Raw genomic sequence first — 15,422 nt, forward strand, 5'->3', positions numbered from 1 at the left:
AGGCATGAGCCGCTCCGCCCGGCTGCTGCAGCTGATCGACCTGCTGCGCCGCGCGCGCCTGCCACAGGCCGGGCCGGTGCTGGCCCGGCAGCTGGACGTGAGCCTGCGCACCCTGTACCGCGACATTGCCACCCTGCGCGAACAGGGTGCAGCGATTGCGGGCGACCCGGGTGTGGGCTACGAGATGCGGCCCGGCTTTCTGCTGCCGCCGCTGATGTTCACGCCCGATGAGCTGGAAGCCCTGCTGCTGGGCGCGCGCTGGGCCAGCCGCCAGGCCGACCCCGAGCTCGCCCAGGCCGCCACCGCCGCGCTGGACCGCATACGCAGCGCGCTGCCGCTGGAGCTGCGCATTGAGGTGGACACCAGCGGCCTGCTTGTGCCGCCCATCTGCCACGAGTCCGTGACCGAGCCCTGGCAGACCGCGCTGCGCCTGGCGATACGGCGCCAGCACCGGGTGCTGCTGCACTACACGGATGAGAAGGGCCAGCCGACCGAGCGCCAGATCTGGCCTTTTGCCATGGCTTTCTTCGATCAGCGGCGCATTCTTGCGGCCTGGTGCGAACTGCGCCAGGACTTCCGCCATTTCCGTGCCGACCGCGTGCGTTCCGTCACCGATCTGCAGGAACGCTATCCCGACCACCGCAGCGGCCTGATCGAACGCTGGTCGCGGCAACTGGGCTACACGGTCCGCTGACACCACTGCTGACAAAAACTGTCAGCATGGCCTCCTACAGTCGCTCCCATGGCCTTCTCGCCATGCATTCAAACCACTGGGAGCCTTCATGAACGACTCGATCAAGCCGCTGCGCTTTTACTTCCACCCCCGCTCGCGCGCCGTCATCGCGCGCTGGATGCTGGAGGAATGCGGCGCCCGCTATGAGCCCGTGCGGCTGGAATACGGCAGCACCATGAAGGCTGCCGACTACCTGGCTGTCAACCCCATGGGCAAGGTCCCCGCCCTGGTGCACGGCGAGACCGTGATCACCGAACAGGCCGCCATCCTTGCCTATCTGGCCGACATCTTCCCCGAACGAAGGCTCGCACCGGCCGTGGACAGCCCGCTGCGCGGCGTCTACCACCGCTGGATGTTCTTCCTGGCCGGCCCCGTCGACGCCTTGATAACTGCCAAGAGCCAGGGCCACCTGGAGCAGCAGACGGCCGACCAGGCCATGTCCGCCGGCTATGGCCGCTATGACGACGTGGTGCAGACGCTGCGCCAGGCCGTGGCCGGCAGGCGCTACCTGTGCGGCGACCAGTTCACCGCGGCCGACGTGCTCATGGCCAGCTACCTGCGCTGGGGCACGATGATGAAGCTGCTGCCCGCGCTGCCCGAATTCAGCGATTACGGCCAGCCGCTGATGGAACGCCCGGCCTCGCTGCGCTCCATCCAGCTCAACGAAGCGGACCTCGCGGCCCAGCCGGCATAAGGACCAGGCAGGGGCTGCCGCCGACCGCGGCGGCGGCCTCGCCATCCAGCCGTCACCGGCAGCGGCTACCATCGGGGGTTGGATCGCCGCCTGGCGTTTCCTGAACGCCATCCCTTTCCCAGCCCTTCCCGACTCCCGCCGCGCATGCCTGCCTTTTCCTTCGAAGCCCTGGATGCACAAGGTCAGACCCGCAAGGGCACGATCGAAGCCGACAACGCGCGTGCCGCGCGCAGCCAGCTGCGGGCCCAGGCCCTGGTGCCCATGGCCGTGGAGATCGTGGCCTCGGGTTCCGCGTCCGGCCCGCAGGGCGGCGCCTCGCGCTGGCTGACCCGCCCCGTCCTTGGCTCCACAGGACTGACCGTTTGGACGCGCCAGATGGCGGGGCTGGTCGGGTCAGGCCTGCCCATAGAGCGCGCCCTGGCCGCGCTGTCCGAAGAAGCCGACGACCCGCGCCAGCACCACCTCGTGGCCGCGCTGCGCGCCGAGGTCAACGCAGGCTCCACCTTTGCCCGCGCCCTGGCCCAGCACCCGCGCGAGTTCTCCGACATCTACTGCGCCGTGATCGGCGCCGGCGAGGCCAGCGGCAGCCTGGGCCCGGTGCTGGAGCGGCTGGCCGACGACCTGGAATCGCGCCAGGCCCTGCAGTCCAAGCTCATCGGCGCAGCCCTGTACCCGGCCATCGTGACCCTGGTGGCCATCGTCATCGTGCTGTTCCTGGTCAGCTACGTGGTGCCCCAGGTGGCCAGCGTGTTCGCCGGCACCAAGCGCGCCCTGCCCTGGCTCACCGTGGCCATGCTGGCGCTCAGCGACTTCGTGCGCAGCTATGGCTGGGCCGCGCTGATCGCCCTGATGCTGGGCGCCGTGGGATTCCGGCTGTCCATGAAGAACCCCGTGCTGCGCGAGCGCTTCGACGCCTGGTGGCTGCGCCTGCCGCTGATCGGCCGGCTGGCGCGCAACTACAATGCGGCACGCTTTGCCGGCACGCTGGCCATGCTGGCGGGCGCAGGCGTGCCCATTCTCAAGGCCTTGCAGGCCGCAGCCGAAACGCTGGGCAACCGCGCGCTGCGTGCCGACGCCATGGACGCGCTGGCCCTGGTGCGCGAGGGCGCGCCGCTGGCCTCGGCGCTGGCGCAGAAAAAGCGCTTCCCGGGCCTGATCTCCATGTTTGCCCGCCTGGGCGAGCAGACCGGCCAGCTGCCCGTGATGCTGCAGCGCGCGGCCAACCAGCTGTCCACCGAGGTGCAGCGCCGCGCCATGCACCTGGCCACCATCCTGGAGCCGCTGCTGATCGTGGCCATGGGCATGGTCGTGGCCCTGATCGTGCTGGCCGTGCTCATGCCCATCATCCAGCTCAACCAGTTCGTCAAATAGCGAAAAGCGCCAAGCCATGTCCGTGACCCTGCAAGACAAGCTGGTCGTCGCCATATCCTCGCGGGCGCTGTTCGACTTCGAGGAGGAGAACCGGCTGTTCGACGCCGGTGACGAGCAGGCCTACATGCGCCGCCAGCTGGACCTGGTGCACCAGCCCGCACGCCCGGGTATCGCCTTCCCGCTGGTGCGCAAGCTGCTGGCCTTCAATACGCCCGAGGTGCAGCGCGTGGAGGTGATGATGCTGTCGCGCAACGACCCGGCCAGCGGCATGCGGGTCTTCGCCTCGGCCAAGGCTGCCGACATGCACATAGAGCGCGGCGTGTTCACGCGCGGGCGCGATCCGTTTTCCTACCTGCGGCCACTGGGCGCCCACCTGTTTCTTTCGGCCAACGAGGTCGATGTGCGCAGGGCGCTGTCCATCGGCTTTCCTGCCGCACGCGTGATGGTCGATTCCACGCCGGCAGGCGACCGCTATCCGCAGGAGGTGCGCATCGCGTTCGACGGCGATGCCGTGCTGTTCTCCGACGAGGCCGAACGCGTCTACCAGCAAGGCGGGCTGCCGGCCTTTCTGCGCCACGAGGTCTCCCATGCCGCCACGCCGCTGGCGGAAGGGCCGTTCAAGCCGCTGCTGGTGGCGCTGCACCGGCTGCAGCAGCAGGCGGACTCGTCCCAGACCATGCGCATTCGCACGGCCCTGGTGACGGCGCGCAGCGCACCGGCGCACGAGCGTGCCATCCGCACGCTGCTGGAATGGGGCATTGCGGTGGACGAGGCCATGTTCCTCGGCGGCCTGGAAAAGGGCCCGTTCCTGCGCGAGTTCGAGCCGGACTTCTTCTTCGACGACCAGACCGGCCACGTCAACTCGGCCGCGCGCCACGTGCCGGCAGGCCATGTGAGCAGCGGCATCTCCAATCCGGACGCCGATCCGCCGAAGTAAACAATTGCAAAGGGCGGGCCGGCCGTGCTTGCAAATGCCGGTTCCGTGCCCAAATAAAGCCCATGCATTTTCCCCTCATGAACCGCTCTGCCCTGCTGCGCCGGCCACCGCTGCTGCAGGCCGCCGTCGTCGTGCTGCTGACCAGCGCCTTCATGCTGCCCGCCGCGCGCGCGCAGGCGGCAGAAAACGCAGCCACCGAGCAGGCAACGGCCAGCCCGGCGCCGCTGACCAAGGGGGAGATCAAGGCCCAGCGCGAATTCAAGATGCTGGACTTCAACAAGGACGGCAAGCTCAGCCGTGCCGAAGTGGCGCTGTTCCCGCGCCTGTCGGCGGCCTTCGACGAGGCCGACACCGACAAGGACGGCTACGTCTCCTATGCGGAGGTGCAGGCCTTTGCCGTCAAGTACCGCGCCGAACGCGACAAGGCAAAGGCCAAGGCGCAGGTCGAAGAGGCAAAGGCCGCCGAGCGTGCGGCAGCCGAGCATGCTGCAGCCGCACCCGCTGCCAGGGACAAGAAGGAAGGCGAAGGCTCAAAGGACTGAGCCTTCTTGCCCGGCCCCTGACACTCAAAGACCGCCGGTACGCTTGACCTTGGGTTCCGAATAGGTCAAAGGCTCATCGCGCACCTGCATCTTGTTGCGGGCCACATCGTCGGCCTTGCTGACCTCCTGGGCCTGCTCCACCGCCATGGCGCTGGCACGCCACATGGACTGGATGAACTCGATGAGCTGCTTGGAGATCGGCTCCTTGGGCGGCTCCTCGACCTCTTCCTTCTGCTTGATCTCTTCGGCCAGCGTCCAGTCGCGGTTTTCCTGGTCCACCACGGACGGCTTTTCAGGATCGCGCACCACCCGGCCCTCGCCGATGCGGTCCGTGGATTCGACGGCGTTGGTGGCGTTCACAGGACGCACGGGCACCGCGCCCGACGCACCGGTGGAGTACAGATCGGCGCTTTGCGGGCGCCACGGTATGGGTGATCGGTCAACAGGTGGAATTGGCATGGCTCGACCCTCTTGCTGGATGTGTGCTGTGGGCGGGAATTTCCCGCCGTCGCCTCATCATCGACAGAAGCTGAAAGAACTGAAGCGCTTTTTTTGAAAGACGCTTCGGCCTGCCTCAAACCAAGGGTAAACCCCTTGTTCACCTCGACCAGGCGCTAGAGGAAGCGCTCCAGCAGCTTGCGCGAGGTGCGGTCCAGCGCCGTGCTGTCGGGCACGCTGAACTGCACGCCGTCCTGGCTGGTGATCATCAGATGCGTGCGGCCCGACAGGCGCCGGATGTCCTCCTCGGCCTTGAGCACGAGCTGCACGGGCCCCCGGTCGGTCTCCAGGTCCCAGGTGCTGGGCGTGGAAAAGCCGGACACCTTGTGGATGCGCTGGATGACGGGCACGAACTCGCGCACGGCCAGGTCTTCCTCGATCAGCATGCGGGCCTGCGCCGGCAGGTGGTCCATGTGGTCCACCCACAGCGCCTCCTTGCCATCGACGGAGACCAGGGACAGGCCTTCCAGCGGTGCGGCAATCGGAAAGGCGCGCACGGGCACCACGGATTCGTGGCGCGTGCCGTCGGCCAGGATCAGCACCAGGCGGCCATGGGCGTTGCGCTCCATGCGCACACCGCTCAGATCGGCGCCGGCAGCGGAATGTTGGGCGTTGGACATGGCTTACTCCTCGATGGTGGTTGCGGCCAGGGTCAGGCCTGCGGCCTGGGCATCCTCTTCGGCGCGCCGCGCCTGGGCCTGGTACAGGCGCCAGTAGGCGCCCTGCTTTTCCATCAGCTCGTCGTGCGGACCCACTTCCACGATCTCGCCCCGGTCCATGACCACGAGGCGGTCGGCCTTGCGCAGCGTGGACAGGCGGTGGGCAATGGCAATCGTCGTGCGGCCCTGCACCAGGTTGTCCAGCGCCTTCTGGATTTCCTTCTCGGTCTCGGTGTCCACGGCCGAGGTGGCCTCGTCCAGGATCAGGATGCGCGGGTCGATCAGCAGTGCGCGCGCAATGGAGATGCGCTGGCGCTCGCCGCCCGACAGGCCCTGGCCGCGCTCGCCCACCAGGGAGTCGTAGCCATGCGGCAGGCGCAGGATGAATTCATGGGCGTGGGCAGCGCGGGCCGCCGCCACGATTTCCTCGCGCGTGGCATCGGGCTTGCCGTAGGCGATGTTCTCGGCAATGGTGCCGAAGAACAGGAAGGGCTCCTGCAGCACCAGGCCGATGTTGCTGCGGAAGTCCGAGACCTTGAGCCGGCGGATGTCCACGCCGTCGAGCTGAATGGAGCCCTCGCTCACGTCATAGAAACGGCTGATCAGGTTGACCAAGGTGCTCTTGCCCGAGCCGCTGTGGCCGACCAGGCCGATCATTTCACCCGGGCGAATCTGTAGATCCAGGTTCTTGATCACGGCGCGGCTGCCGTAGCGGAAGCTCAGGTTGTCCAGCGTGATGGCGCCCTGCACGCGCGGCAGCTTGACCGGGTTGACCGGGTCGGGCACGTTGCTCACGTGGTCGAGGATGTCGAAGATGCGCTTGGCGCCGGCCGCCGCCTTCTGCGTGACCGAGACGATGCGGCTCATCGAGTCCAGGCGGCTGTAGAAGCGGCCGATGTAAGCGATGAAGGCCGTCAGGATACCGACCGTGATCTGGCCGCCAGCCACCAGCCAGATGCCGAAGCCCCAGACCACGAGCAGGCCGATCTCGGTCAGCAGCGTCACCGTGGGCGTGAACAGCGACCAGGTCTTGTTGACCTTGTCGTTGGCCTGCAGGTTGACCAGGTTGGCCTGGGCGAAGCGGTCGGCCTCGCGCTTTTCCTGGGCGAAGGCCTTGACCACGCGGATGCCGGGGATGGTGTCGGCCAGCACATTGGTCACTTCGGACCAGACGCGGTCGATCTTCTCGAAGCCCGTGCGCAGGCGGTCGCGCACCAGGTGGATCATCCAGGCGATGAAGGGCAGCGGCACCAGGGTGACCAGGGCCAGCCACGGATTGATGGAGAACAGGATGACCGAGGTCATCACGATCATCAGCACGTCGGTCGCGAAATCCAGCGCATTCAAGGATAGAAACAAATTGATGCGATCTGTTTCCGCCCCGATGCGCGCCATCAGGTCGCCCGTGCGCTTGCTGCCGTAGTAGTCCAGCGACAGCGTCAACAGGTGGTTGTAGGTGGTGGTGCGCAAGTCCGACCCTATGCGCTCGGACACTTTGGCCAGCACGAAGGTGCGCGCCCAGCCCAGGCCCCAGGCCACCAGCGCCGCCGCCAGCAGCCCGCTCAGGTAGAAGACCACGAGGCTGCTGTCGATCTGCTGCCCGTTCTGGAACGGGATCAGGATCTTGTCCACGATGGGAATCGTCAGGTAGGGCGCCACCAGGGTGGCGCCCGTGGAGGCCAGCGTCAGCAAAAAGCCCAGCAACAGCTGGTGCCGGTAGGGATGGGCAAAGCGCCACAGGCGCAGCAGCACCCAGGTGGAGGTCTGCGGACCCTGCTGGCGCGCGCAGGCCGGGCATTCGTCGGCCTCGGGCGGCAGCTCGGCCTGGCAGGCCGGGCAGCGGGGCACGTCGTCCTCGGGCTCGGCGAAGTCCTCGCCGCGTGCCAGGCGCTCGCGCTCATGGTCGAACTGCTGCAGCAGGCGCAGCACGGCCGCCTGGTGGCGCAGCGTGAAGCGCCACAGCGCCAGCCGCGCCGCAGGGCCGTGCAGTTCGAGGTTGCCCACGCCGCCGTGGTCCAGCGTGCGCAGATTCTGATCAATGGATAGTGCCCACTCACTCCACTGCTGATCTGCAGGATCACAGGCGAGGAGCCGCTGGTTGGTCAGCACAACCCAGCCTTCGCCGAAGCGCATATCGAGGGTCAGGTCAACCGGGACGAGGGCCAGCACGTTTTCATTGGAAGCGAGCCTGGCTCGCAGCCCAGCCCCGCGGGGGCTGGCAAGGAAGGCCGAAACGTCCACAGAATGGTGTTCTTGCATGTTGAGTTGTTTTTCCCGCCCCTGGCGGCTCCTGGTGTCATGCGGGCAACCGCAGCTCCCCGGTGGATATCCCGCGCTTTGCACGGCATACCCTGCTCAACGCGCCAACCCTGGTTTAGGCTGACAGCACTGCGCATGGGCTTTCTGAGCGCACAATCCTCTCCCATTCTCCGGCGATCCGCACCCGGGTCGTCGCTCACGCTTACCCGTTGATCGACATGGCGAAATTCAAAGACATCCAACTCTTGCGCACCACCTACCTGCGTGGACCCAGCGTCTGGACCTACCGTCCCGTGCTGGAGGTCTGGCTGGATCTTGGTGAGCTGGAGGACTATCCCTCGAACAAGCTTGACGGTTTCAACGAGCGCCTGACGGCCTGGCTGCCCGACCTGATCGAGCACCACTGCGGCGTGGGCGAGCGCGGCGGCTTCATCCAGCGCCTGGAAGGCGGCACCTGGTGCGGCCATGTGCTGGAGCACATCATCATCGAGCTGCTGAACCTGGCGGGCATGCCGGCCGAGTTCGGCCAGACGCGCGAGATTTCCCAGCGCGGCATCTACCGCATGGTCTTCCGCTGCCCCGAGGAAACCGTGGCGCGCACGGCCCTGGCCTACGGCCACCGGCTGATCATGGCCGCCATCAACGACGAGCCCTTCGACCTGAAGGCCGCCGTCAAGGCCATCAAGACCGAGATCAACGACCGCTACCTGGGCCCGAGCACGGGCTGCATCGTCGATGCTGCAGGCGAGCGCCGCATTCCCCACATCCGCCTCAATGACGGCAACCTCGTGCAGCTCGGCTATGGCGCCGCGCAGCGCCGAATCTGGACCGCCGAGAGCGACCAGACCAGCGCCATTGCCGAAGGCATTGCCCAGGACAAGGACTTCACCAAGCGCCTGCTGGCCGCCTGCGGCGTGCCTGTGCCCGAAGGCCAGATCGTCAACAGTCCCGAAGAAGCCTGGGAAGTGGCGCAGGACATCGGCTTTCCCGTCACCGTCAAGCCCTCGGACGGCAACCACGCGCGTGGCGTGACGCTGGACCTGCGCGACGAGGCCGACATCAAGACCGCCTTTGCGCTGGCCCAGCCCGAAGGCTCCGACGTGATCGTCGAGCGCTTCATCGACGGCACCGAGCACCGCATCCTGGTGGTGGGCGGCAAGGTCGTGGCGGCCTGCCGTGGCGAGACCGTGAGCGTGGCCGGCAACGGCAAGTCCACGCTGCGCGAGCTGGTCGCCGTGGTCAACCAGGACCCGCGCCGCGGCCCCGAGCAGGAATACCCGCTGGACTGGATCAACCTCGAAGCCCCGGCCGTGAAGCTGGAGCTCAAGCGCCAGAACGTCACGCCCGACACCATTCCCGCCCAGGGCACCAGCGTGCTGCTGCAGCGCAACGGCAACATGGCCATCGACTGCACGGATGAAGTCCACCCCGAAGTGGCCTACATGGCCACGCTGGCCGCCAAGATCGTGGGCCTGGACATCGCGGGCATGGACATGATCCTGCAGGACGTCTCGCGCCCCATGAAGGAGCAGGGCGGCGCCATCCTCGAAGTCAACGCCGGCCCCGGCCTGCTGATGCACCTGAAGCCCACCAGCGGCGCGCCGCGCCCCGTGGGCATGGCCATCGCCGACCACCTGTTCCCGCGCACCGAAGAGGGCACGGGTGCAGGCCGCATCCCCCTGGTGGGCATTGCCGGCACGCGCAACAACGGCTTCACGGCCCGCCTGGTGGGCTGGCTGCTGCAACTGTCGGGCAAGCTCACGGGCGTGGCCAGCAGCGAGGGCATGTTCCTGTCCAACCGCCAGACCCAGAAGACCAACACCGCCAATTGGGCCGGTGCCCACCGCCTGCTGACCAACCGCCTGGCCCAGGCCGCCGTCATCCAGACCACGGCCCGCTCCATTCTGGAGGAAGGCCTGGCCTACGACCGCTGCCTGGTCGGCGTGGTCACCGACATGGACGGCTTCGAACAGTTGCCCGACCATGACGTGCACGAGCAGTCGCAGATGACGCGCGTGATGCGCACCCAGATCGACGTGGTGCTGGACGAAGGCGCGGGCGTCCTCAATGCCGACATCGAACAGGTGGCCGACCTGGCCCGCCTGTGCGACGGCGAGGTGCTGTTCTATTCGATGCAGGCAGACAGCCCCGTGGTCGCGGCCCACCGTTCCGAGAGCGAAGGCCGCGCCGTCTTCGTGCGCGGCAACCAGGTGATCCTGGCCACGGGCGCTGCCGAGCGCGTGCTGGGCACGCTGGACGCACTGAGCCTGCCCGGCGGCCTGCGCCCGGACACGCCGGCCCTGCTGGCCGCCATTGCCGCCGCGTGGTCCATGGACATTGCCCCCGACCTCATCGTCGCCGGCATCAAGACCTTCGACTACACGCCGGCCGCCGCAGCCACCGCCGCCTGAGCCCGACCACACGATGACATGCAGGCAGGCCCGGCGACGCGGGCCTGCCCTCCGAAAGAAGACACTATGCAGATCACCCGCATCCGAGCCCTGCGCGGCCCCAATCTCTGGACCCGCAGCACCGCCATCGAAGCCATCGTGCAATGCGAGCCCGGCGAGTGCGACTACTCGGCCCTGCCCGGCTTCGAGGACCGGCTGCGCGCGCGCTTTCCCAAGATCGGCACGCTGCAGCCGCACGGCGCCGACCAGCGCCTGTCGCTGGCCCAGGTGCTGGAAGTCGCGGCCCTGTCGCTGCAGGCCCAGGCCGGCTGCCCGGTGACCTTCAGCCGCACGCATGAAACCGTGGAGACCGGCACCTACCAGGTGGTGGTGGAGTACACCGAAGAGGCCGTCGGCCGCCTGGCCATGGAACAGGCCGGCGAGCTGCTGCAGTCGGCCCTGGCCGACACGCCCTTCGACGCCGACAAGGTGGTCGCCCAGCTGCGCGAACTCGACGAGGACGAGCGCATCGGTCCCTCCACCGGCTCCATCGTCGATGCGGCCGTGGCGCGTGGCATTCCCATCCGCCGCTTGACCTCGGGCTCGCTGGTACAACTGGGCTGGGGCTCCAAGGCGCGCCGCATCCAGGCCGCCGAGCTGGACCAGACCAGCGCCGTGGCCGAGTCCATCGCCCAGGACAAGGACCTGACCAAGCGCCTGCTGCACGCCGCCGGCGTGCCCGTGCCGCTGGGCCGCCCCGTCAAGGATGTGGAAGAAGCCTGGCTCGTGGCCCAGGAAGTGGGCCTGCCCGTGGTGGTCAAGCCCCAGGACGGCAACCAGGGCAAGGGCGTGGTGGTCAACATCACCACGCACGAGCAGCTCAAGGCCGCCTTCGCCACCGCCTCGGAATTCGGCGACGACATCATGGTCGAGCGCTTCCTGCCCGGCCATGACTTCCGCCTGCTGGTGGTCGGCGGCCAGCTGGTGGCCGCTGCGCGCCGCGAGCCGCCCCAGGTGCTGGGCGACGGCCAGCACACCATCCGCGAGCTGGTGGACATCGTCAACCAGGACCCGCGCCGCGGCTCGGGCCACGGCACGGCGCTGACCAAGATCCGCCTGGACGACATCGCCATCGCGCGCATCGCCACCGAAGGGCTCACGCCCGAATCCGTGCCGGCCCAGGGCCAGCGCGTGGTGCTGCGCAACAACGCCAACCTGTCCACCGGCGGCAGCGCCACCGATGTGACGGACGACGTGCACCCCGACATCGCCGCGCGCGCCGTGGAGGCCGCCCAGACCATCGGCCTGCACATCTGCGGCGTGGACGTGGTCTGCGAGACCATGCTGCGCCCACTGGAAGAGCAAAACGGCGGCATCGTCGAAGTCAACGCCGCACCGGGCCTGCGCATGCACCTGGCGCCGTCCTTCGGCAAGCCCCGCAACGTGGGCGTGCCCATGGTCGATGAGCTGTTCGCGCCGGGCCAGGATGGCCGCATCCCGCTGGTGGCCGTCACCGGCACCAATGGCAAGACCACGACCACGCGCCTGATCGCCCACCTGTTCACCTCGCATGGCTGGCGCACGGCCATGACGAACACGGATGGCGTCTACGTCAACGGCCGCCAGATCGACAGCGGCGACTGCTCGGGCCCGCGCAGCGCGCGCAACGCCCTGGCCCACCCCGAGACCGATGCGGCCGTGCTCGAATGCGCACGCGGCGGCATCCTGCGCGAAGGCCTGGGCTTCGACCGCTGCCAGGTGGCCGTGGTCACCAACGTGGGCGCGGGCGACCACCTGGGTCTGAACTACATCACCACGGTGGAAGACGTGGCCGTGCTCAAGCGCGTCATCGTGCAGAACGTGGCCACCGACGGCTATGCCGTGCTCAACGCGGCCGATCCGCTGGTCGCCGCCATGGCCTCCACCTCGCCGGGCAAGGTCATCTATTTCGCGGCCGACCGCCACCACCCCGTGATGGCCACGCACCGTGCCCAGGGCAACCGCGTGGTCTACGTGGACGGCGACAGCATCGTCGCGGCCGAAAGCTCGTGGCGCGAGACCATCGCGCTGCGCGAGATCCCCATCACGCGCAACGGCACCATCAGCTTCCAGGTAGAGAACGTCATGGCCTCCATCGCCGCCGCCTGGGGCGTGGGCATGCCCTGGCAGACCATCCGCCGCGGCCTGGCCGGCTTCGTCAACGACAGCGACAACGCGCCGGGCCGCTTCAACGTCATGGACTACCGTGGCGCCACGCTGATCGCCGACTACGGCCACAACCCAGACGCCATCCGCGCCCTGGTGCAGGCCGTGGACGCCATGCCGGCCCAGCGCCGCAGCGTAGTGATCAGCGGCGCGGGCGACCGCCGCGACCAGGACATCACCGAGCAGACCCAGATCCTGGGCAAGGCCTTCGACGACGTCATCCTCTACCAGGATGCCTGCCAGCGCGGCCGCGCCGACGGTGAAGTCCTGGCCCTGCTGCAGCAAGGCCTGCAAGGCGCACCGCGCACCGACTACGTGACCCAGATCCAGGGTGAGTTCAACGCCATCGACCATGCGCTGGCGCGGCTGACGCCCGGCGACCTGTGCCTGGTGCTGGTGGACCAGGTCGAGGAAGCCCTCGAACACCTGCGCCGCCATGTGGCGGGTGAGGCCTGACATGAACGGCCGGGCCTTGCTCACGGCCGCCCTGGCCACGCTGCTGCTGGGCGCCTGCGGTGCGCGCGCCGAGCAGGTGGGCGCGGTGGACACGGTGTTCAAATTCATAGGCCCGGACCACAAGATCGTGGTCGATGCCTATGACGATCCCAAGGTGGCGGGCGTGACCTGCTATGTCTCGCGCGCCAAGACCGGCGGCATCAAGGGCGGCCTGGGCCTGGCCGAGGACCGCGCCGAAGCCTCGATCAGCTGCGTGCAGACCGGACCCATCCAGATCCCTGCGCCGCTCAAGCAGCAGGACGAGGTGTTCACCGAGCGCATCTCGCTGCTGTTCAAGCGCCTGCGCGTGGTGCGCATGGTCGATGCGCAGCGCAACACCCTGGTCTACATGACCTACTCGGACCGCGTGATCGAAGGCTCGCCGCAAAACAGCGTCACCGCCGTGCCCGTGCCGCGCAGCACGCCGATTCCGCTGGGCAAATAACGCGCCTCAGTCCTGGGCGTGTTGGCGGCAGGCCTGCACAAAGGCCGTCAGCGCCGGCGAGCGGCGCTTGCCCGCCCGCTGCACCAGCGAGAAATCCCGCCACATGCGCGGCAGCGTGGTCGGCAGCACGGCCAACTCTCCCGAGGCGACCAGGGCCTGCACCAGCACGCGCGACAGGCAGCTGACGCCCAAGCCCTGGGCCACGCAGCGCGCTATGGCCTCGGAGCTGCCCAGCGTGGCGGCGGCCGGCAACTGGTGCAGATGCGGCAGCAAGGCATGCTCCACCATCTCGCGCGTGCCCGAGCCCGGCTCGCGCAGCAGCCAGCGCGCACCGCGCAAGGCGGCCACGCCCAGCGGGCGCTGACCCGCGGCCTGCACCAGCGGGTCCTGTGCTGCAGCCACGATGACGAGTTCGTCACGCATCCAGGGCTCGACCTCCAGCCCCGGCCAGTGGCTGGTGCCCTCGATCAGGCCCAGGTCCACGTCCAGCGATTCCACGGCCTGGCCCACCTCGCGCGTGTTGGCGATCTGCAGGTCCACGCTCAGGTGCGGATGGCTGCGCGCCAGGTGCGCGAGCACGGCTGGCAGCGCATAGGTGCCTATGGTGGTGCTGGCTGCCACGCGCAGACGCACGGGCAGGCTGGCGGCCCGCACCGAAAACGCCTGCTCTATGCCCCTGGCCTGCTCCAGCAGCGCCAGTGCCTCGGGCAGCAGGGCGCGCCCCGCGTCGTTGAGCGCCAGCCGCCGGCCCACGCGCTCGAACAGCTGGGCGCCCATGGCCTGCTCCAGCTGCTGCAGCGCGGCGCTGGTGGCCGACTGCGACAGGGCCACGGCGTCGGCCGCGGCCACGGTGGAGCCCGCCTGAGCGACGGCGCAGAAGATTTCAAGTTGGCGCAGGGTGAGGTGCAGCATGGCGTGCAGTCTGGACGAGGCATCAACCTGTTTGCCCGGTTGGTGCTACAAAAACTATTCGTTATACGAATATAGCCAAGAAATCTAAAGTGCCTCCCATGCACCGCGCTCCTGACGCGGCGCGCAGGCACCATGAACACCACATCCCTCCCACGCCCCTCCCATCCGTCCGGCTGGCTGCGCCAATTGACCGAGCTTGCGCCCGGCCTGCTGCTGGCCGGAGCCATTGCCGCAGCCGCCACCTGGGGCGCACGCCAGCCCCTGCTGGCCGGCTCTGGCCTGAGCGCACTGACGCTGGCCATCTGCATCGGCCTGGTCATCGGCAACACCGTCTATCCGCGCCTGGCGCCCGGCTGCCATGCCGGCGTGGGCCTGGCCAAGCAGCGCCTGCTGCGCGCGGGCATCGTGCTCTACGGCCTGCGGCTGACCTTCCAGGACATAGGCCATGTGGGCATGGCCGGCGTGGTGGTCGATGCCCTGGTGTTGGGCAGCACCTTCTTGCTGGCGCAGTGGCTGGGCCGCCGCGTCTTCGGGCTGGATGCGCGCACCACGGTGCTGATCGGCGCGGGCAGCTCCATCTGCGGCGCCGCTGCCGTACTGGCCACCGAACCCGTGATCAAGGGCCGCGCCGAAGACGTGGCCGTGGCCGTGGCCACCGTGGTGGTCTTCGGCACCGTGGGCACCTTCCTCTATCCCGCGCTGTTCCACTGGAACGCCGCCCACGGCTGGCTGGACATGTCGCCTGCGCAGTACGGCCTGTACGTGGGATCCACCGTGCACGAGGTGGCCCAGGTCGTGGCTGCCGGCGAAGCCATCGCCCCCGAAGCCGCCGACGTGGCCGTGATCTCCAAGATGGTGCGCGTGATGATGCTGGCCCCCTTCCTGCTACTGCTGTCCATGGCCGTGGCACGCGGCAACCGCAGCAGCCAGGTGAGCGACGGCCAGCCGCGCCGCATCACCATTCCGTGGTTCGCGCTGGGCTTCGTCGCCATGGCCGGCGTGAACTCCCTGGGCGTGCTGCCTGCAGCCGTGGTGCAGGTGGGCGTGCAGCTGGACAACGCCCTGCTGGCCGTGGCCATGGCGGCCCTGGGCCTGACCACCCATGTCCGCGCCGTGCGTGCCGCAGGCACGAAGCCCCTGCTGCTGGCCGCCTTGCTGTTCGCATGGCTTCTGGTGGCCGGCCTGCTCTTCAACCGCTGGGTGCCGGGCCTGCTCTGAAGCCGTCCGCATCCATTGACCGGCCCTGCAAAGCATCGTCTTGCAGGGCCTTTTTCATGGACGG

Annotated in this window: 13 protein-coding genes; 9 read left to right on the top strand and 4 right to left on the bottom strand. The window is 68.4% G+C overall.

Going from position 1 to position 15,422, the window contains the following annotated elements; genetic code table 11:
* The first annotated feature begins 4 nt into the window (after positions 1 to 4).
* The 5 genes from A4F85_RS27125 to A4F85_RS27145 all read left to right on the top strand — a co-directional run bounded on the left by A4F85_RS27125 (position 5) and on the right by A4F85_RS27145 (position 4,277).
* A complete protein-coding gene (locus tag A4F85_RS27125) occupies positions 5 to 694 on the top strand; it encodes a helix-turn-helix transcriptional regulator (RefSeq protein ID WP_013800648.1) in 690 nt (229 codons plus the stop codon).
* A gap of 88 nt (positions 695 to 782) precedes the next feature.
* Complete coding sequence (locus A4F85_RS27130; protein WP_063328355.1) at positions 783 to 1,427, top strand: glutathione S-transferase family protein; 645 nt, start codon at positions 783 to 785, stop codon at positions 1,425 to 1,427.
* Between the two features lie 144 nt (positions 1,428 to 1,571).
* Positions 1,572 to 2,798: a type II secretion system inner membrane protein GspF gene (gspF, locus tag A4F85_RS27135; protein ID WP_063328356.1), complete on the top strand. Its 1,227-nt coding sequence runs from the start codon at positions 1,572 to 1,574 to the stop codon at positions 2,796 to 2,798.
* 16 nt (positions 2,799 to 2,814) lie between these two features.
* The gene (locus tag A4F85_RS27140; RefSeq protein WP_043822074.1) at positions 2,815 to 3,735 is read left to right on the top strand and encodes a 5'-nucleotidase; all 921 of its coding nucleotides are present in this window, start codon (positions 2,815 to 2,817) and stop codon (positions 3,733 to 3,735) included.
* 62 nt (positions 3,736 to 3,797) lie between these two features.
* Positions 3,798 to 4,277 (top strand): EF-hand domain-containing protein, encoded by a 480-nt coding sequence (locus A4F85_RS27145; RefSeq protein WP_063328357.1) that lies wholly within the window; start codon positions 3,798 to 3,800, stop codon positions 4,275 to 4,277.
* A gap of 24 nt (positions 4,278 to 4,301) precedes the next feature.
* On the opposite strand, the gene A4F85_RS27150 is transcribed toward A4F85_RS27145, so the two are convergent.
* The 3 genes from A4F85_RS27150 to A4F85_RS27160 form a co-directional block, all read right to left on the bottom strand.
* Positions 4,302 to 4,736, bottom strand: a complete 435-nt coding sequence (locus A4F85_RS27150; RefSeq protein ID WP_012207503.1) for a hypothetical protein — start codon at positions 4,734 to 4,736, stop codon at positions 4,302 to 4,304.
* A 155-nt stretch (positions 4,737 to 4,891) separates the two neighbouring features.
* Positions 4,892 to 5,395, bottom strand: a complete 504-nt coding sequence (locus A4F85_RS27155; protein ID WP_063328358.1) for a cyanophycin metabolism-associated DUF1854 family protein — start codon at positions 5,393 to 5,395, stop codon at positions 4,892 to 4,894.
* Positions 5,396 to 5,398: 3 nt separating this feature from the next.
* Positions 5,399 to 7,693 carry a cyanophycin metabolism-associated ABC transporter gene (locus A4F85_RS27160; protein WP_063328359.1) on the bottom strand — a complete coding sequence of 765 codons (2,295 nt, stop codon included), beginning with the start codon at positions 7,691 to 7,693 and terminating at the stop codon, positions 5,399 to 5,401.
* Positions 7,694 to 7,911: 218 nt separating this feature from the next.
* Here A4F85_RS27160 and A4F85_RS27165 point away from each other — a divergent pair, with 218 nt between their 5' ends.
* The 3 genes from A4F85_RS27165 to A4F85_RS27175 all read left to right on the top strand — a co-directional run bounded on the left by A4F85_RS27165 (position 7,912) and on the right by A4F85_RS27175 (position 13,228).
* Entirely contained in the window at positions 7,912 to 10,104 is a 2,193-nt protein-coding gene (locus A4F85_RS27165; RefSeq protein WP_063328613.1) for a cyanophycin synthetase, read from the top strand.
* Positions 10,105 to 10,170: 66 nt separating this feature from the next.
* The gene (gene cphA, locus A4F85_RS27170) at positions 10,171 to 12,744 is read left to right on the top strand and encodes a cyanophycin synthetase (protein WP_063328360.1); all 2,574 of its coding nucleotides are present in this window, start codon (positions 10,171 to 10,173) and stop codon (positions 12,742 to 12,744) included.
* Between the two features lies 1 nt (position 12,745).
* Entirely contained in the window at positions 12,746 to 13,228 is a 483-nt protein-coding gene (locus A4F85_RS27175; RefSeq protein ID WP_013800639.1) for a CreA family protein, read from the top strand.
* A gap of 6 nt (positions 13,229 to 13,234) precedes the next feature.
* On the opposite strand, the gene A4F85_RS27180 is transcribed toward A4F85_RS27175, so the two are convergent.
* The gene (locus tag A4F85_RS27180) at positions 13,235 to 14,140 is read right to left on the bottom strand and encodes a LysR family transcriptional regulator (protein WP_063328361.1); all 906 of its coding nucleotides are present in this window, start codon (positions 14,138 to 14,140) and stop codon (positions 13,235 to 13,237) included.
* Positions 14,141 to 14,272: 132 nt separating this feature from the next.
* On the opposite strand from A4F85_RS27180, the gene A4F85_RS27185 reads away from it, so the two are divergent.
* Positions 14,273 to 15,358, top strand: coding sequence for a YeiH family protein (locus A4F85_RS27185; RefSeq protein WP_063328362.1), 1,086 nt, complete (start codon positions 14,273 to 14,275; stop codon positions 15,356 to 15,358).
* Positions 15,359 to 15,422: the final 64 nt, after the last annotated feature.

This window comes from Delftia sp. GW456-R20 (assembly GCF_001622915.1).
GTDB lineage: Bacteria > Pseudomonadota > Gammaproteobacteria > Burkholderiales > Burkholderiaceae_C > Comamonas > Comamonas acidovorans.